The organism is Cyclobacteriaceae bacterium (assembly GCA_025808415.1).
GTDB lineage: Bacteria > Bacteroidota > Bacteroidia > Cytophagales > Cyclobacteriaceae > UBA2336.
The window spans coordinates 2,407,283-2,424,644 of sequence record CP075525.1 but is presented as its reverse complement, the minus strand read 5'-3'; the positions used below and the strand labels follow the sequence as shown (position 1 = coordinate 2,424,644).

General features: G+C 45.4%; 18 protein-coding genes. 8 read left to right on the top strand and 10 right to left on the bottom strand.

Features of this window, described 5'->3' with window-relative positions; translation table 11 throughout:
- Positions 1-9 precede the first annotated feature (9 nt).
- From KIT51_11075 to KIT51_11050, 6 genes are all read right to left on the bottom strand, one after another.
- A complete protein-coding gene (locus KIT51_11075; protein ID UYN85429.1) occupies positions 10-885 on the bottom strand; it encodes a metal ABC transporter permease in 876 nt (291 codons plus the stop codon).
- A 124-nt stretch (positions 886-1,009) separates the two neighbouring features.
- Positions 1,010-2,305 (bottom strand): metal ABC transporter permease, encoded by a 1,296-nt coding sequence (locus tag KIT51_11070; GenBank protein UYN85428.1) that lies wholly within the window; start codon positions 2,303-2,305, stop codon positions 1,010-1,012.
- On the bottom strand, positions 2,302-3,090 hold the full coding sequence (locus KIT51_11065) for a metal ABC transporter ATP-binding protein (GenBank protein UYN85427.1): 789 nt from the start codon (positions 3,088-3,090) through the stop codon (positions 2,302-2,304). The genes KIT51_11070 and KIT51_11065 overlap by 4 nt, the downstream gene beginning before the upstream one ends.
- A gap of 17 nt (positions 3,091-3,107) precedes the next feature.
- The gene (locus KIT51_11060; protein UYN88565.1) at positions 3,108-4,022 is read right to left on the bottom strand and encodes a zinc ABC transporter substrate-binding protein; all 915 of its coding nucleotides are present in this window, start codon (positions 4,020-4,022) and stop codon (positions 3,108-3,110) included.
- The gene (locus tag KIT51_11055; GenBank protein ID UYN85426.1) at positions 4,022-4,675 is read right to left on the bottom strand and encodes a metal-dependent transcriptional regulator; all 654 of its coding nucleotides are present in this window, start codon (positions 4,673-4,675) and stop codon (positions 4,022-4,024) included. Before KIT51_11055 ends, KIT51_11060 begins: the two co-directional genes overlap by 1 nt.
- Before the next feature lie 65 nt (positions 4,676-4,740).
- The gene (locus KIT51_11050) at positions 4,741-5,850 is read right to left on the bottom strand and encodes a glycosyltransferase (protein UYN85425.1); all 1,110 of its coding nucleotides are present in this window, start codon (positions 5,848-5,850) and stop codon (positions 4,741-4,743) included.
- 30 nt (positions 5,851-5,880) lie between these two features.
- Between KIT51_11050 and KIT51_11045 the strand changes: the two genes are divergently transcribed.
- The 4 genes from KIT51_11045 (at position 5,881) to mscL (ending at position 8,413) form a co-directional block, all read left to right on the top strand.
- A complete protein-coding gene (locus tag KIT51_11045; GenBank protein UYN85424.1) occupies positions 5,881-6,693 on the top strand; it encodes a 2,3,4,5-tetrahydropyridine-2,6-dicarboxylate N-succinyltransferase in 813 nt (270 codons plus the stop codon).
- A 78-nt stretch (positions 6,694-6,771) separates the two neighbouring features.
- Positions 6,772-7,587, top strand: coding sequence for a DUF3108 domain-containing protein (locus tag KIT51_11040; protein ID UYN85423.1), 816 nt, complete (start codon positions 6,772-6,774; stop codon positions 7,585-7,587).
- 30 nt (positions 7,588-7,617) lie between these two features.
- On the top strand, positions 7,618-7,998 hold the full coding sequence (locus tag KIT51_11035) for a DUF4174 domain-containing protein (GenBank protein UYN85422.1): 381 nt from the start codon (positions 7,618-7,620) through the stop codon (positions 7,996-7,998).
- Positions 7,999-8,044: 46 nt separating this feature from the next.
- Entirely contained in the window at positions 8,045-8,413 is a 369-nt protein-coding gene (mscL, locus tag KIT51_11030) for a large conductance mechanosensitive channel protein MscL (GenBank protein UYN85421.1), read from the top strand.
- 68 nt (positions 8,414-8,481) lie between these two features.
- Here the strand turns inward: mscL and KIT51_11025 are convergent, their stop codons facing one another.
- On the bottom strand, positions 8,482-9,369 hold the full coding sequence (locus KIT51_11025) for a 3-hydroxybutyryl-CoA dehydrogenase (GenBank protein UYN85420.1): 888 nt from the start codon (positions 9,367-9,369) through the stop codon (positions 8,482-8,484).
- Between the two features lie 40 nt (positions 9,370-9,409).
- Between KIT51_11025 and KIT51_11020 the strand changes: the two genes are divergently transcribed.
- Positions 9,410-9,895, top strand: coding sequence for a hypothetical protein (locus KIT51_11020; protein UYN85419.1), 486 nt, complete (start codon positions 9,410-9,412; stop codon positions 9,893-9,895).
- 4 nt (positions 9,896-9,899) lie between these two features.
- Here the strand turns inward: KIT51_11020 and KIT51_11015 are convergent, their stop codons facing one another.
- From KIT51_11015 to KIT51_11005, 3 genes are read right to left on the bottom strand one after another with little or no spacing between them, the layout of a single operon-like run.
- Entirely contained in the window at positions 9,900-10,307 is a 408-nt protein-coding gene (locus tag KIT51_11015; protein ID UYN85418.1) for a glutaredoxin, read from the bottom strand.
- A gap of 58 nt (positions 10,308-10,365) precedes the next feature.
- Complete coding sequence (locus KIT51_11010) at positions 10,366-10,737, bottom strand: hypothetical protein (GenBank protein UYN85417.1); 372 nt, start codon at positions 10,735-10,737, stop codon at positions 10,366-10,368.
- Positions 10,715-11,944 carry a sterol desaturase family protein gene (locus KIT51_11005; GenBank protein ID UYN85416.1) on the bottom strand — a complete coding sequence of 410 codons (1,230 nt, stop codon included), beginning with the start codon at positions 11,942-11,944 and terminating at the stop codon, positions 10,715-10,717. Before KIT51_11005 ends, KIT51_11010 begins: the two co-directional genes overlap by 23 nt.
- Positions 11,945-11,982: 38 nt before the next feature.
- Here KIT51_11005 and KIT51_11000 point away from each other — a divergent pair, with 38 nt between their 5' ends.
- From KIT51_11000 to KIT51_10990, 3 genes are all read left to right on the top strand, one after another.
- Positions 11,983-12,411 (top strand): hypothetical protein, encoded by a 429-nt coding sequence (locus tag KIT51_11000; protein UYN85415.1) that lies wholly within the window; start codon positions 11,983-11,985, stop codon positions 12,409-12,411.
- Positions 12,412-12,613: 202 nt separating this feature from the next.
- On the top strand, positions 12,614-14,476 hold the full coding sequence (locus KIT51_10995) for a type IIA DNA topoisomerase subunit B (protein ID UYN88564.1): 1,863 nt from the start codon (positions 12,614-12,616) through the stop codon (positions 14,474-14,476).
- 12 nt (positions 14,477-14,488) lie between these two features.
- Positions 14,489-17,341, top strand: coding sequence for a DNA gyrase/topoisomerase IV subunit A (locus tag KIT51_10990; GenBank protein UYN85414.1), 2,853 nt, complete (start codon positions 14,489-14,491; stop codon positions 17,339-17,341).
- Positions 17,342-17,362 lie beyond the last annotated feature (21 nt).

Here is a 17,362-nt window from a genome sequence, read left to right as displayed (position 1 = left end):
TGCTTGGCGCTAATGTGCCCCGGCCTTGATTTTCCGGAAGAAGATACCATGTACTGGTGAAAAGATCAGGGCTAACCCAAACTGCAAACCGTTCATGGCTGCTATGGCCCCGGCAATGGATCCATCCAGCCAAACCGCCAGGTAATAACCAGTTATGGAAGAAGTGGCTCCGGCAAAACAAGCTATCGCCAGCATGGTTTTAAAATTATCGGTCAACAGATATGCTGTGGCGGCAGGGGCAATGAGCAGCGCCACCACCAGTATGGCACCAACAGATTCAAAGGATGCCACGGTTGTCATGGAAACGGCACCCATTAGTGCATAATGCCAAAGGGTGGTGGATATACCAATGGCACTGGCAAAAGCCGGATCAAAGGTTGTAAGAAAAAGTTTGCGGTAAAAAAGCAAAATGAACAGCAGGTTTACGATAAGGATAGTACCCGATACGTACAAGGCTTTTGGGCCCAGATTTATTCCACCTTGTGTAATGATAACATCCAATGGTACGTATGCAATCTCACCATAGAGCACACAGTCCTGGTCGAGGTCAACTTTTCCGGCAAAGATCGAAATCATGACCACACCTATGGCGAAAAGCCATGTAAAGGTTACGCCAATGGATGCATCGGTTTGCAGACGTGCTTTTTTGTGGAAGAATTCAATTAAAAAAGTAGTGAACATACCAATAACCCCGGCACCAATCAGCATGGTTAATGAGTCACGCGATCCGGACAATAAGAAGGCGATAACAATACCGGGCAGCACAGCATGCGAAATGGCATCGCCCACCATAGCCATCCTGCGTAAAATCAAGAAACTTCCCAGCAGGGCACAGCTCGCAGATACCAGGGAGGCGGTTAGTATGATGGATAAATCGTTGTTCATGAACTTTTTAATTGTAAAAGTTTTAAAGCCTATTAGCTGCAAGCTTTAAGTTACAAGCCGCAAGCTTATTGCAACTTTTAGCTTAAAGCCTGGAGCTCGTGGCTCGTAACTTTTAAGAAATGACTCATGTATTACCATAGGGTATCTCAGATTTGTGCGGATCAACTTTGGGATAGCCCAAAAGTTTTTCCAGTTGTTCTTCCAGTTCGGGTGTTAATAAGTGCTCAATGGTGTCGGCATCTTCATGCACGTGATCGGGTGCAATGCGCATGTAGGTAGTGAGGTACAATTCCCAAAGCCGGTGAATTTTTACCACACGCTGCGCACGTTTTTTTCCCTCTTCGGTAAGTGCCCAAAGGTTGCGGGTGCGTTCAATGTATCCTTGCCGTGCAAGGCGTTTAAGTATGCTCATCAAAACCTTTTTATCGTAAAACCTTTTGCGGATAATTTCTGTGGTTAATCGCGGGATAAAAAAGTTCCGGTTTTCTTCACCAAGCTGGTAGATAATCTTTAAAACATTCTCGTCATTTATCGTTTTACGGATTCGGGTTTGCCGTACCAACCGGCTTATAACGCCACGGTTTGGGGCCAGAAAGAATGAAATAAATGCGATGGATGATATAACAATAACAATCCAGGGGCCGGTGGGCATAGAAGGCGCAGTATAGGAAATGAAGGCCCCGCTTAATCCGCTGATAGCACCAAACACACTGGCCAATAGAAACATCGTTGTAATCTTATCTGTCCAAAACCTGGCCGCGGCTGCCGGGGTAATAAGTATGGCGGCCATTAACACTACCCCCACAGCCTGAATGCCAATAACCACGGCCAACACAATCAGTGAGGTGAGGATCAATTCAATTCCTTTTACAGGAAGCCCGATTGAGCGGGCATAATCTTTGTCAAACGCCAGCAATGAAAACTCTTTAAACAAAGCAAATACCATCAGCAATAAAATAACAGCCACTATACTAAACGTTAGCAGGTCGCTACCGACCAGCGAAGCAGCCTTTCCGAACAGGAAATGATCGAGGCCGGATTGCGAAGCATTGCCACTTTTTTGAATTACGGTAAGCATAAGGATACCTATGCCAAAAAAAACCGAAAGGATTAAACCGATGGCCGTATCTTCTTTTATACGTGTTTTTGATACAATAAATTCAACCAATACAATGGATAACCAACCGGTAACAAATGCACCGGCAATAAGTGCAACCGGGTTTTTGGTTCCGCTCATAATAAAACCCAGGCAGATACCGGGCAATACGGCATGCGCAATAGCATCGCCCACCAATGATTTTTTGTTCAGGAAGGTAAACGATCCTACCAGGGCCGAACTGGCCGTAAGCAAAACCGAACCAAGCGCTACGTAGCGGATGTTTGCATCGCTGAAGGACAAAAATTCCCAAAGGGCATTCATGATTTGATAATGTTTTCTTCGCGGCTCGGATAACTTTCCCTGCGCATCAGGTCCGCCACATCGGTAAGTAAGGTGAGTTTGCCACCGTAGGTCGCTTCTAGGTTTTTAGAAGTAAAAATCTTGGATGTTTCACCGGCAGCCACCAGGCGGGTATTTAGCATAACCACCCAATCAAAATACTGGCTTACCGATTGTAAATCGTGATGAACAACGATTACGGTTTTATTTTGATTTGTCATTTCGCGCAATAGTGTAACAATTGCTTTTTCCGTGGCCGCGTCTACACCGGCAAAGGGCTCGTCCATAAAATACAAATCGGCTTGTTGTGCCAGCGCCCTGGCCAAAAAGGTGCGTTGTTGCTGGCCGCCTGAAAGCTGGGATATCTGCCGGTTTACCAAACCCTCCATACCAACCTTCTTCAGGCAATCTAGGGCTACATCTTTATCTGCTTTGCGTGGTCGCTTAAATAAACCCAGTTTGGCGTAGCGCCCCATCAGCACTACGTCCATTACCGAAGCCGGAAAATCCCAATCCACTGATTCGCGTTGGGGAACATAACTTACACGATGGCGCACTTCGTTAAGGTCCTTGTCGAAAAGTTTAACGAAGCCGCTACTCAACGGTAAAATGCCCATGGAGGCCTTAACCAAAGTAGATTTTCCGGCACCGTTAGGGCCAATAATGCCTACCAGCTTTCCTTGTGGGATAGTGAGGTCGATGTTCCACAAAACTGGTTTGCGGTCGAACGCTACGGTAAGGTCATGTATCTCCAGTGCAGTATTCATACTTTATTTTATCATCATTATTTCAAGGCGTCAACAATGGTTTTTACGTTGGCATGCACCATGCCTATGTAGGTGCCTTCCGGTGTGCCGGGGTTGCCCATCGCATCGGAGTATAGATTTCCACCAATTTTAACCTGCCAGTTTTTCTTTTTACATCCTTCCTCAACAGCCTGGATGGATTTTGGCGAGATGGACGACTCGACAAAAATCGCTTTGATTTTTCGTTCGATAATAAAATCAACCAGTTCGGTAACATCACGCAAGCCGAATTCGGCCATGGTTGAAATTCCCTGCAGCCCGCGAACCTGAATGTTATATGCTCGCCCAAAATAACCGAAGGCGTCATGCGCGGTTATCAGCACCCGTTGTTCCTCAGGAATGGTTAGCAACTGTGCCCCAATGGCGCGGTGCAGGGAGTCAAGCTGTGCCGTGTAGGCCTGTGCAGCCGAATCGTAATAAGATTTTTGAACAGGGTCTATTTCAACAAGAAAGTTGTGGATGGTGCTTACTACCTGCATCCATAGTTTTACATCAAACCAGACGTGCGGATCGATTATCCCATTAAAACCTTCAACGTGGAGCAAGGCGCTGTCGGGCAAAGAGGCTGCAACGGCCAGTACCGGTTTGCTACGCGATAACTTCTCCAATACTTCACCCATTTTACCCTCCAGGTGCAGGCCGTTGTAGAATACAATATCGGCTTCGGTTAATTTTTTTAAATCACCTTGTGTGGCTTTGTATAAATGCGGGTCAACCCCCGGCCCCATAAGTGCCTCAACGCGGGCATGTTTACCGGCAATATTTTTAACAGCATCTTGTATCATGCCGGTGGTGGTAACGATTTTTAATGCCCGGTTTTCTATGGTTTCGGTTTTTCGCGAACATGCAAAGACAATTAAACCACTGACTATTACTGTGAATATCGGGCGCATCATTCTGTTACCAGTATATTTTCACCGGCCTCCTTAGAGATGAAAACTCTTTTCTTTCCGTCAATTGCAATTTCGAGTGAGCCATCAAACTCCAGTCGTTCCAGCACCTGCACGGTTGCCCCGATATAGATGCCGATTTTGCTCAGGTAATCCAAAAAAGAGGGTGAGCTGTTCCGCACGGCCCGCACTTTGGTTTTTTTTCCGGTGGCTTCAACCAATGGGATTTGTCGTGAAACGTGAAACTTTCCGTTTTTGTCGGGTATTGGGTGGCCGTGCGGATCGGCAGCTGGAAAGCCCAGGAATTCATCCAGTTTTTCAATCAGCAAAGCAGATTGTATATGCTCCAATTGTTCGGCAACATCGTGTACCTGGCCCCAGTCAAAACCCAGTTTCTCTACCAAAAACGTTTCCCATAACCGGTGTTTTCGGATAATGGAAAGCGCTTCTGATTTGCCGAGTTTTGTCACGTTAACGCCATAATATTTTTCATAAGTGATCAGGTTTTTACCGGCCAGTTTTTTCACCATATCCGTTACGGAAGCAGGCCTTGTTTGTATCGATTCGGCAATCTCATTGGTAAGGACTGCCTTTAAGCCGCCATCCGAAAGGTGATAGATAGCTTTGAGGTAATTTTCTTCGGTAAGACTAAGCATACGTCAATAATAACGGTACGCAAAGGTATAAAGTTTAGGTTAGTCTAAAAAAATATTTAGGTAGTTTATTTACCCAGTGCCTCTACCAAAGCCAAAACATCCTCATCAAAATAGCTATGCTGTCGTTCCTGGGGCAGGCTAAAGGTCTTCATATTCATGAGTAATTTCTGGTAATCAACAGGTTGTGCGAGTATAATTCCGGCTCCTTGCTGTTGAACAAGTTGTTCCGTCTCCGGAGTATGTGAAACCAAAATCGCCAGGTTTAGCCCTAAATACTCGAATAGTTTTGTTGGAATGGAACAGGCGGTACTGGGGTTAGGCGGGTACCATACAATTCCGAAATCGGCTTGGCCCACAGCCTTAAGAATTGTTTTGTGGGGCACGGGATGTTCACTTCCACGATAATCAATGCAGCTTTTTTGTCGAGCAAGCTCAAGCAACTGCAGGTGTGTGGTGTGGGATGTACAATGACCGATTAGGGTTAGGTGGATATTATTATCAAGGTTGTGCAATTCTTCTGCAAGTTGAATGGCGTGAAACACACCCGTTGTTTCGGCCAGTGTACCGCTGAACAGCAATCGCGAATAGCCCGTATGTTTTTCCTTTTTGAATTGCCCGGCCATGACCCGGGTTATCTTGTTTTGCAATATGATATGAGGTTTTGCAAACCGAAGTTCTTGTTGATAGCCTTTTTCGGCCAGCAGGTAAACGTGAATGATTGGGTGCAGCAGGCGCTCTTTAAGCCTTACCCAACAAGCCAACACAATACGCATACCGGCAGGAAAAGCATTGGTAAAGCGAATGTTTCGGTAATAGTTTTCTTGTACATCATAGATTACTTTGCATCCTGTGATCAGTTTGCACCACCACGCCATAAACAGTAACTCATGCGTGGTGATAATGAGATAATCGGGCCTTACCTGAAGGGCAATACGCAGCGCTTTAAAAGGTGTCAACAAACGCGTCAGGCTAAGCCTCGAAAAAGCTTGGTTTGCAATCGGGTGGAATTTTACTGCCGGGTCAGGCTTAGTGTGTTGGGTTGGAAAGCCTATAATGTGAACTTCATGCCCTGCCTGCGCCAACGCAGTACCTATTTTTGCAAACATGCGGGTTTCATCCACAGGTTTCAGCACTGAGGCAATAACTATTCTGCTGATTTTGTTTACTTGCGGCAAAATTTAATCGCATTAAAACCGGTGCTAAAGATGGAACTAAAACAGATCATTGAAAAGACATGGGAAGACAGAAGCTTGTTGCAGCAACCCGATCACCAGGCTGCTATCCGTTCGGTTGTTGAAAAGCTGGATAAAGGCGAGTTGCGCGTAGCCGAACCAGTAGCTAATGGCTGGCAGGTGAACGAGTGGGTTAAGAAGGCCGTAATTTTATACTTCCCCATCCAGCAAATGGAAACCCTTGAAGTTGGCCCATTTGAATTTCATGATAAGATCGCACTGAAAAAAAATTACAAGGCCTTGGGTGTTCGCGTAGTGCCGCATGCCATTGCGCGTTATGGTGCCTACGTAAGCAAAGGTGTAATTATGATGCCTTCGTATGTAAACATTGGCGCCTATGTTGATGAAGGCACCATGGTGGATACCTGGGCGACCGTTGGCAGCTGTGCCCAGATTGGAAAAAACGTTCACCTGAGCGGTGGGGTAGGTATTGGCGGTGTTTTGGAGCCTGTTCAGGCAGCACCGGTAATTATTGAAGACAATGCTTTTATCGGCTCACGCTGCATCGTTGTGGAAGGAGTTCGGGTTGGTAAAGAGGCTGTATTAGGCGCAAATGTTGTGCTAACGGCCAGTTCAAAAATCATTGATGTGACCGGTGCCGAACCCATCGCGTATAAAGGATACGTACCTGATCGCGCTGTGGTCATCCCCGGATCGTATACAAAAAAATTCCCGGCCGGAGAGTTTGCGGTGGGCTGTGCACTGATCATCGGTAAACGCAAGGAGAGTACCGATAAAAAAACCTCGTTGAACGATGCTTTGCGCGAAAATAATGTTTCCGTTTAGGTCCATCGTTTTGGCATCGGGTTTGAAAGGTTATGTTTAGGAAACAACTGTTTTATACCTTTGCGTAATCTTTGCAGTATGCGAACCCTGATTGTAAGCGCAACGTTAGTAGTCATTCTTTCGGCTTTTACATCCGGTCAAAACGATATTTACCCCTTCGTTAAGAACAACAGCTTTACCAAAGGCGAAGTGCTGGAGTATAAAATGAGTTACGGCATCTTTACAGTAGGGAAGGGCTCCACCGTCATTCACAGCAATTACCACAAAATGAACAATCGCGATTGTTTTAAGGTGGATGTATACGGGAAAACAACCGGTATGGTCGATTGGGTTGCCGATGTGAACGACCAATGGGGTGCTTATATTGATACCGTGGCACTGGTGCCGCACATGACTTATCGAAAAATCCGAGAAGGAAAGTATAAGAAAGATGAAGTAGTAAACTTCGATCATGTAAACGGTAAAATTGAAGCCAAAGTGCTGAACCAGAAGACCGGAGAATATAAAGAGCCGCACCACTACGATGCACCGCCACAGGTGCGTGACCTTATTGCAGGGTTTATGTACATGCGTACACAGGATTTCAGCAAGGTTAAGGTAAATGATACGATTGTAGTGAAAGGCTTTTTTGAAGATACCCTTTATGAGTTGAAAATACTGTATAAGGGTAAAGAAGTAGTGAGGACAAAAGCCGGTAAATTCAACGCTATTGTTTTGAAACCCCTGATGCCCGACAATAAATTATTCAGTGGGGAAAATTCTATAACCGCATGGTTCTCGGATGATAAGAACCGTATTCCGTTAAAGATCAGCGCCAACATGTTTATCGGTAGTGCCGGGGTTGAACTCACCGCTTACTCGGGCGTGCGTAACCCACTTAACCGGGTGAAGTAACTTTTTGACTTTCGGGTTGTTACCTTACTTGTGCGTAAATTCCTGCTAAAAATATTTCCATTACTTATTGCCGCTAATTTACAAGCCCAATCGGGTTTAGGCCAATACAGGTTAATTTACCTTTTCGGTGATAGCACCCAGGTCGTGAAACAGCAACGTTGGCTTTCAAGCGATGCGGCAGGTTGCAAGGAACGGTCCATTAAAATCATTCTGGCAGACTCTTCTGTGCATGGGCAAGCATTGTATAGGCAGTTCAATGTTACGAACCCGGTTTTTACATTGATCTTAATGGGCAAGGACGGGGGAGAGAAATTCAGGAGTTATGAGCCTGTTACCCCCCACCAGCTTTTTGCCATTATTGATCAAATGCCCATGCGCAAGCAGGAACTTAAATTAAGGCCAAACCACTAAACATTTCCCAATAACTTTTTATGTTTACAACCTAACCTCTTAACCTATGTTACAAGAATTCAAAAAGTTTGCCATGCGTGGCAATGTTATCGATCTGGCCATTGGTGTGATTATCGGTGGCGCCTTTGGCAAAATTGTAAGCTCATTAATTGATGATGTGATTACACCTTTGTTGCTCAAACCTGCCCTTGAGGCTGCACAACTCACAGAACTAAGTGAATTGACGCTGTGGGGAACGGTGAAGTATGGTAATTTCCTGGCCGGTGTTTTAAATTTTATCATTATTGCCTTTGTACTCTTCCTGATCGTGAAAGGAATAAATGCAGCTAAGAAGAAAGAAGAAGCTGCCCCGCCACCACCGCCACCGGCTGATGTGCAATTGTTGACGGAGATCAGGGATCTGCTTAAGAAGTAGATCGTTGTTCGTTGTTGGTTATTTGTTGTTGGTTTTTTTACGAACAACGCATAACCATCAACTAACAACTATTTGAACTGATCAGCAACAACCAAATCTTTACTGCCAGCCGAGTATTTATAAAATCCGCTTCCGGATTTCACACCTTTGTGACCAGCCTGTACCATGTTAACCAACAACGGGCAGGGCGCATATTTGGGGTTTCCGAATCCATCGTGCAGTACCTTAAGGATCGATAGACAAACATCCAACCCGATAAAATCTGCTAGCTGTAGCGGACCCATCGGGTGGGCCATCCCTAATTTCATTACGGTGTCAATCTCGCTTACGCCCGCGACCCCTTCATAAAGGGAGTAGATCGCTTCATTGATCATGGGCATTAAAATACGGTTGGCCGCAAAACCAGGATAGTCGTTCACTTCAACCGGTACCTTTTCAAGCATTTTGGAAAGGTTCATGATGGTGTGCGTTACTTCATGGCTGGTATTATAACCACGGATTACCTCAACCAACTTCATCACGGGTACCGGGTTCATAAAGTGCATACCAATTACTTTGTCGGGCCGGTTGGTTACAGAAGCTATTTTTGTAATGGAAATGGAGGAGGTGTTGGAGGCCAGGATAGCATCGGCCTTGCAGTATGCATCCAGGTCTTTGAAAATTTTAAGCTTTAATTCAATGTTTTCAGTGGCGGCTTCAACAACCAGGTCGGCTGTGGAAACCCCAGTCTTCAGGTCGGTAAACGTGCTAATGTTTGCCAATGCAGTTGTTTTGGTTTGCGGGGTAATCAATTGCTTTGATACCTGTCGTTCAAGGTTTTTTTCAATGGTGTCGAGGGCTTTTTGCAACGCACCATCGGCTATATCAACCAGGTTTACAGCATAACCATACTGCGCAAAAACATGAGCAATGCCATTGCCCATAGTGCCTGAACCAATTACTGCAATCTGCTTCATATCATTTCGTATTTTGTGGCGCAAAGATATACTTTACACCATGGTTGAAAAACAAAAAACCATTCGTTTATCCTCACGTTTTTTGGGTTCGTACCGATGGGTACTCTATGTGCTCTACATTGTTTTTTTTGGATTAATTGTAATTTCATCTATCCGGGTAGGATGGTTTTATGCAATAGGTCAAACTGTCGTATATGGCTACTTTTTATATGCCGGTATCCGCATCGTGAAAAAATTTCAACAAGCATCGTTCGATGAGGAGTTTTTATATGTTTATCAGAAACAACAGGATTATGTTATCCCCCTGGAAAACATTGAATCCGTAGAAATTGAATCGCTCGGTGGTGTGTACAAAGTAAACCTGTACCATCCCGAACAATTGGGGAAAGAGTTCTATTTCAAGACCTCACTAATCTATCCATTGAATTACAAATCGAAAGATGAATTGGTGAATGTGCTTCGCAGGGCCATCGCCAACGCAAAGGCGCGCAGGCAACAGTTGCCCCACAACGCATTGATGAGTTAGTGTGTTATTCGTTACGCCTGAGGTGGGGCAGTACTTTACTGGCACTCCTGGGTGTGCCAAGTTTCAGGATATCGGACGGTTGATGACAAACGATAGCCTTACCATTAAAAATGGCAATGGGATTTTTAATGAGCTGGGGATTGTGCATAATAATGTCCAGCCAACCTGTCATCGTATAGGTTTGATCACCCACTTTTAATTTGTAATCCGGATGCGATTGATCAAGCAACTCCTGCGGGTCAACGCCCAACATGGATATAACTTCTTTCCAATACGTGGGGCCAACTTTTTCGTGAAGTGAATCTACTTCGTTAATGTGGCTGCAAATGTCCAAGGCCATAGCTTTTGTCTTTTTCCCATCGCTGGAATGAGGGTTATAAAGCAAAAACATTTCATTGGGGTGAAATTGCATGGCTACATTGTTTAGTTGGATGGAAGTTACAAAATTCCTAACCAACATGAAAGGCAAATCACTCAACCGTTACCTCATTGGCCAGGCCCATGGCATTGAAGCGTACAATAAGCTTTAACGGTTGCCCTGGGGATGGATCGCAGGCAGGGCCGTGTGCCAAAAAGTAGGTATAAAATTTCTGGTTACGTTTATACAATTCATTTTGATCAGGCCGACCAAGTATGGTAATCACCTGCTTTTCGTCCAGGGCAAGCAATTTATCTTTCTCACTTCGTATGGCTTGTTCCATTCCTGCCCGTTGCCCGTTGCAACCCTCACGGTCGCTTCGCCATTCGTCCAGGTTTAAATTGTTTAATGCGGGCAATGGCTTACCACACGAAGCAAACAGCAAAAGGATTGATACAAAGCTAAGCCAACTGTAATGACGCATGTTTTTTGGTTATCGAATAAAACCAGGTAAATGAGATGATAAAATACCCAACCCCAACGGCATAATACCATGTGGGCAAACGGAAGTAAAATGTTAGGGCCAGCAGTAAAGCAGGATAGAAGATAATACGAATCCACTCCGACCAAACTACCCATTTCCGGTTTTCAAACAGCACGCCACAATTTACCACGGTAATGGAAATCAGTAGGGTAATTATGGTTTTCTCCGCAAGCGAAAAAGTTGATGACTTGAACAGGAATAAAGCAGTAGCCAACAGACATAGTGTGTATTGGAACAAGACATAAAAGTTGAGCCTAAAGGGTGCGGGGGTATCGTACTTTTTGTAAGTAGCTTTATCTACTGCTGGTGCTGCCCGGTAGCCACCCATGTAGTCCGGTAGCCACCCGGGCTTCTTGAACAAATAGCGCAAGCGGTCACCCCACTTCGGAATTTGCTTTATATCCTTACTCATTTCGGCATAATGGCTAATGTTGGCCCAGATGGGATTCCAACTGTTGATGGGCTTTGTGATGCCGTAGGTTGGCCGTTCTTCTTCTTCCTGAAAGGTGCCGAACATTTTATCCCAAATGATCAGTGTTCCGGCATGGTTCTTATCGATGTATTTTGGGTCGCGCCCGTGATGCACGCGGTGGTGTGAAGGCGTATTGAAAATATATTCAAACCATCCCATTTTATTAATGGTTTCGGTGTGTATCCAGAACTGGTAAAGGGTAATGAAAGCCGACATTAACGCAAAATCAAGTGTTTGAAAACCAATAAACGCCAGGGGCAGGCTAAACGCAAATGTCCAAACCACTTGCAACGAACTTTGCCGCAGCGCTACCGATAAATTATATTCTTCACTCTGGTGATGCACCACATGCCCGCCCCAGAATAAATTGATTTCATGGCTCATCCGGTGTGCCCAATAGTACGCCATGTCGGCCAGTAAGAACAACATAAGCCAATACAGCCAGGTGCGTTCCAGGGTGAAAAAGGCAAAGTGTTCGAACAAAAACTGGTAAGCGCCAATGGCAAATATTTTAAGGAACAACCCTGATAGTTGGCTGGTAATCCCACAGCTCAGGTTGGCAATGGAATCCGGTAATCGGTAAAGCTTCTGATGTGTCAGGCGCTCAACGATCAGTTCAATTCCCATCAGGATGAAAAAGATAGGGATGGAAAGTACAATCGGGTTTACGTTCAAGGTGATTTGTTGTTTATTTGCGGGGCTAATTTACAAACATGATTTCAAAAGTTTTCAGAGGGGTTTGGTTCATATCGTTTCTGGCTGTTGTGGCCAATTTAATGTGGGTATATGCCGGGTTGCCGGAACAGGTAGTGATCAGGGAACTGGAGGTTTCGACATACGCCATGGATAAAGAAGTTCTTTTTTACGCCTGGCTGGCTATCATTGGCATGGGCAACACCATGGCATTTGTATTTGGTAAACCAAAGGGTCCGGATGAAGGATTTAGGACCTGGTTTACAGGGTTGGTGATCACCATCAATATTTTTCTGGTTATTGCCTTTAGTTTTATTGGCCTTTATAACAGCACCGAGAAGTTTGATTTTGCCAGGGCAGGTGTGGTGCTTTATTTCGGTGTAGGGTTAATCGGGGTGTGGATTACCAGTTGGCCTATAATTGTCCTCTACCGAAAAATCTTTTCTTGATTTATCAGTTCTATACTCAGTACAATAGTATTTGTTAATCAGTCTTTTATGATTACCCAGTTTACAAATTTTTGTAGTTCAACATTGTTGAATAAAAGTTGCAGTGATCCAAAATTTCGCGTTATTGGCAAATAACCTCATTTTTTTAACTGGTTCTTGAATTTTTATGGCTAAAGCTTCTAAACCTGAAAAAGCTTCTAACATGTTTGAGTACACCGAAGCCAGCATCAAGTCACTGGACTGGCGGGAGCATATTCGGCTGCGGCCAGGCATGTACATCGGTAAGCTGGGGGATGGTTCATCCAAGGATGATGGTATTTATGTGCTCGTCAAGGAAGTAGTTGACAACTGTATCGATGAGCACATGATGGGCTATGGAAAAACCATCGACATCACCATTAACGAAAAAAATGTTACCGTGCGCGATTATGGCCGGGGCATTCCGCTGGGTAAGGTGGTGGATGTGGTCTCCAAAATCAACACCGGTGCGAAATACGACTCCGGTGCCTTCCAAAAATCGGTAGGGTTGAATGGTGTTGGTACGAAGGCGGTTAATGCACTCTCCAACTATTTCAAGGTTCAGGCTTTCCGCGATGGCCAGACCAAACTGGCCGAGTTTAAGAAAGGTATACTGACCAGCGACCCCAAGGTGGCCAAGACCAAAGAGCGCAACGGTACATTGGTTGAGTTTGAGCCTGACAATACCATGTTTAAAAACTACCACTTCATTCCCGATTATCTCGAGGACCTGATGTGGAATTATGCATTCCTGAATGCCGGGCTTACCATCAATTATAATGGTAAAAAATTCTTTTCAAAAGATGGTTTGCTTGACCTGCTAAAGCAGAAAACTGATCCCGAAGAAATACGGTACCCTATTGTCCATGTAAAGGGCGATGACATTGAGTTTGCCCTAACGCACGGCAATCAGTATGGTGAAGAGTATTACTCATTTGTTAACGGACAGAATACCACACAAGGCGGAACGCACTTAGCCGCCTTCCGCGAAGGCATGATCAAGGGCGTTCGTGATTTTTATAAGAAAGATTTTGATGCATCCGACATCCGGGCCAGCGTAATCGCTGCCATTGCCGTGCGCGTGCAGGAGCCCGTGTTCGAATCACAGACGAAAACCAAGCTGGGTTCGGTTAACATGGCACCCGAGGGCCAATCGGTACGATCTTACGTGGGCGATTTCGTAGCAAAAGAACTGGAAATATACCTGCATAAAAACCCTTCGGTAGCCGATGCCATGCTCAAGCGCATCATGCAATCAGAGCGGGAGCGGAAGGAAATAGCCGGTATTAAAAAGCTGGCCAACGAACGGGCTAAAAAGGCCAACCTGCACAACAAAAAGCTACGCGATTGCCGCTTTCATTTCGATGAGCAGGACCAGCTCGGTTTCGGTTCCATGATTTTTATTACCGAAGGGGACTCTGCCAGTGGCTCGATTACCAAGTCAAGAAATGTGGAGACGCAAGCTGTTTTCTCGCTGAGAGGTAAGCCGTTAAACTGTTTTGGCTTGACCAAAAAAGTGGTGTATGAAAATGAAGAGTTCAACCTGCTTCAACATGCGTTGAATATTGAAGATGGCCTGGATGGCTTGCGTTACAACAAAGTGATCATCGCTACCGATGCCGATGTGGACGGCATGCACATCCGTTTGCTGTTGATGACGTTCTTCCTTCAATTTTTTCCCGATTTGGTGAAAGCAGGGCACGTGTTCATTCTGGAGACGCCCTTGTTCAGGGTTCGCAATAAGAAAGAAACCATTTACTGCTACAGCGAAGAAGAAAAGCAAGATGCGATAAAGAAATTGGGCAGTAAGCCGGAGATTACCCGTTTCAAGGGCTTGGGTGAAATCTCTCCAGATGAATTCGGCAAGTTTATCGGGGACAACATCAGGCTGCAGCCAGTGCAGTTGGATAAAGACAGCCACCTGCGCGATGTATTGGAATTTTACATGGGTAAGAACACGCCCGATCGCCAGGATTTCATCATTGACAACCTCCGGATAGAGTTGGACAAAGTAGAAGCCACAGAAGAAGTTGAAGCAACCGTTTAGTTATCCCTGCAAATGAGCAAGAAAAAGAAAGTTGTAAAAGCACCTGATGTGAAAGGTAAGAGCAAGAAAGGCCAGGAGGGGATTATTTCTGTTGGTGTGGATGGCCTTTACCAGGATTGGTTCCTTGATTATGCTTCGTATGTAATACTGGAGCGTGCCGTACCGCGCATTGAAGATGGCTTTAAGCCGGTGCAGCGCAGGATCATGCACTCGTTGAAAGAGATGGATGATGGCCGCTTCAACAAAGTGGCTAACGTAATCGGTAACACCATGCAGTATCACCCGCATGGCGATGCTGCCATCGGAGAGGCCATAGTAAACATCGGTCAGAAAGATATTTTGATCGAAACCCAGGGTAACTGGGGCGATGTGCGCACAGGTGATAGTGCCGCTGCTCCCCGATACATAGAAGCCCGCCTTTCCAAATTTGCGCTGGATGTGGTATACAATGCCCAGACAACCGAATGGCAGCTTTCGTACGATGGCCGTAAAAAGGAGCCGGTAACGCTTCCGGTCAAGTTTCCATTGTTGTTGGCACAAGGTGTTGAAGGCATTGCCGTAGGTCTTTCCACCAAAATACTCCCGCATAACTTCTGTGAGTTAATTAAGGCATCTATTGATGTACTCAAAGGCAGGAACCCAAAGATCTATCCGGATTTCCCGACAGGGGGTATTGGCGACTTTTCCGAATACAACCAAGGTTTGCGGGGTGGTAAAATCAAGGTGCGTGCAAAGATTGATATAGTTGATAAAAAGACCCTTGTAATCAGGGAGATACCTTTTTCTACCACTACTACTTCTTTGATGGAATCCATCGTTAAGGCCAGCGAGAAGGGACAGATTAAAGTTAAACAGGTGGTGGATAACTCAGCTAAGGATGTAGAAATCCAGATCAACCTGCAACCGGGCCAATCTCCAGAAGTGGCCATGGATGCGCTGTATGCCTTTACGGATTGCGAAATCAGCATTTCGCCCAATGCCTGCGTGATTGTGGAAGACAAGCCGCAATTCATGACAGTAAACGACATTCTGAAGTACAACACCCATCAGACGGTTAAGCTGCTCAAACAGGAGCTGGAGATCAAAAAGGCCGAATTGAAGGAGAAAATCCTGTTTTCGTCTTTAGAGAAGATTTTCATCGAAAACCGTATTTACCGCGACATTGAAGAGTGCGAAAGCTGGGAGGAAGTCATTTCAACCATCGATAAGGGCCTGAAACCCCATAAAAAGAAGTTTTACAGGGAAATCACCACCGATGATATCGTTCGGCTTACGGAAATCAAGATCAAGCGCATTTCCCGATACGATTCATTCAAGGCGGATGAGTTGCTCAAAGACCTTGAAAAGCAGTTAAAGGAAACAGAACACCACCTAAAGCACCTTACGGACTATGCAATATCTTATTACCAGAACCTGCTGGATAAGTACGGTAAAGGCCGTGAACGCAAAACGGAGATTAAGAGCTTCCAATCGGTTACAGCAACGGAAGTAATTGCCATCAACCAAAAACTTTATGTAAACCGTACCGATGGTTTTGTGGGTTACGGCTTGAAGCGCGATGAGTTTGTGTGCGATTGTTCCGAGTTGGATGACATCATCGCCATCCGCAAAGATGGCAAAGCATTGGTGAGTCGCATTTCTGAAAAAGTCTTTATGGGTAAAGACATTCTGTATGTAGGCGTGTGGAAGAAAGGCGATGACCGCATGGTGTATAACCTGATCTACTCCGATGGTAAAACCGGAAAAGGTTTTGTAAAGCGATTCACCATGCCGGGCGTTATCCGCGACAAGGAATATGATCTGACTCAAGGCCATCCGAACTCGAAGATTCATTATGTGACGGGCAACCCGAATGGTGAAGCAGAAATTGTTGAAGTGAAGTTATCGCAGTCGAGCACAGCGCGTAAAAAAATATTCGAATTTGATTTTGCCGACCTTGAAGTAAAAGGCAGGGGAGCGCGTGGTAACATTCTCACCAAGTATCCCATCCGTAAAGTCGACTTCCTGCAAGCGGGTACATCAACTTTAGGTAAACTTAATTTGTGGTACGATGCCGATGCCGGTAAGCTGAACAAAGATGAGCGTGGCAAATACCTTGGGAAGTTTGCTGGGGAGGATCAGATTATTACCTTCCTACGCAACGGTTCGTACCGGATAACCGGGTATGATCTCACCACTCGGTTCGATCCGGAAAAAACACTGACCGTAGAGAAGTTCAGCCCCAAAAAAGTGATCTCGGCCGTGTACATCGATGGGGAATCGAAGCAGCATATGGTGAAGCGATTTGTAGTTGAAACCAGCACAGCCGATAAGGAATTTGGGTTCATCTCCGAAACCATAGGATCACGTCTGGTATTGGTAACCACAAGCGATACACCGGAAATTGAACTTGAGTTAATTAAAGGTAAAGACAAAAAGAAGGTTACAGAGGTTATTAACCTGGAGGATGTAGTGGATGTGAAGGGTTGGAAAGCTTTAGGCAACCGACTCAGTCAGTTTAAGGTAACGAAGGTGCATTTACCGGACGAACCGGAAGAGCAATCTCCAGGCGAAGCTGACGACATTGAGGCGACCGAAACCGGAAAGGGTGGCGAGTCGCCAAAAAAAAAAGAGGGGGAGCCCAACGAGCAAGCCAGCCTCTTCGAAGAGCCCAAAAAGCAAAGCCAGGAAGGCAACCCAAGCGGCAAAAAAGCAAAGCAAAAAGTCGAGCAAGCCAGCCTCTTCGAAGCGCCAAAGCCCACCGAAAAAAGCGAGCAAAACCAAAACGAAAAAAGTGAGCCGAAAACGGTAGCCAAAAAAACCGACAAGCCATCAAAAGGCGGTAAGGCTTTTGGGGTGGGTGAGACGATTGAGTTGGAGTTATAAGATGGTGTATTATTTATACTT

Bases quoted from the DNA above. Each gene is read 5' to 3' on its own strand.
- KIT51_11075 (UYN85429.1), bottom strand. From the start codon at position 885: ATGAACAACGATTTATCCATCATACTAACCGCCTCCCTGGTATCTGCG.
- KIT51_11070 (UYN85428.1), bottom strand. From the start codon at position 2,305: ATGAATGCCCTTTGGGAATTTTTGTCCTTCAGCGATGCAAACATCCGC.
- KIT51_11065 (UYN85427.1), bottom strand. From the start codon at position 3,090: ATGAATACTGCACTGGAGATACATGACCTTACCGTAGCGTTCGACCGC.
- KIT51_11060 (UYN88565.1), bottom strand. From the start codon at position 4,022: ATGCGCCCGATATTCACAGTAATAGTCAGTGGTTTAATTGTCTTTGCA.
- KIT51_11055 (UYN85426.1), bottom strand. From the start codon at position 4,675: ATGCTTAGTCTTACCGAAGAAAATTACCTCAAAGCTATCTATCACCTT.
- KIT51_11045 (UYN85424.1), top strand. From the start codon at position 5,881: ATGGAACTAAAACAGATCATTGAAAAGACATGGGAAGACAGAAGCTTG.
- KIT51_11040 (UYN85423.1), top strand. From the start codon at position 6,772: ATGCGAACCCTGATTGTAAGCGCAACGTTAGTAGTCATTCTTTCGGCT.
- mscL (UYN85421.1), top strand. From the start codon at position 8,045: ATGTTACAAGAATTCAAAAAGTTTGCCATGCGTGGCAATGTTATCGAT.
- KIT51_11025 (UYN85420.1), bottom strand. From the start codon at position 9,369: ATGAAGCAGATTGCAGTAATTGGTTCAGGCACTATGGGCAATGGCATT.
- KIT51_11020 (UYN85419.1), top strand. From the start codon at position 9,410: ATGGTTGAAAAACAAAAAACCATTCGTTTATCCTCACGTTTTTTGGGT.
- KIT51_11015 (UYN85418.1), bottom strand. From the start codon at position 10,307: ATGCAATTTCACCCCAATGAAATGTTTTTGCTTTATAACCCTCATTCC.
- KIT51_11010 (UYN85417.1), bottom strand. From the start codon at position 10,737: ATGCGTCATTACAGTTGGCTTAGCTTTGTATCAATCCTTTTGCTGTTT.
- KIT51_11000 (UYN85415.1), top strand. From the start codon at position 11,983: ATGATTTCAAAAGTTTTCAGAGGGGTTTGGTTCATATCGTTTCTGGCT.
- KIT51_10995 (UYN88564.1), top strand. From the start codon at position 12,614: ATGTTTGAGTACACCGAAGCCAGCATCAAGTCACTGGACTGGCGGGAG.
- KIT51_10990 (UYN85414.1), top strand. From the start codon at position 14,489: ATGAGCAAGAAAAAGAAAGTTGTAAAAGCACCTGATGTGAAAGGTAAG.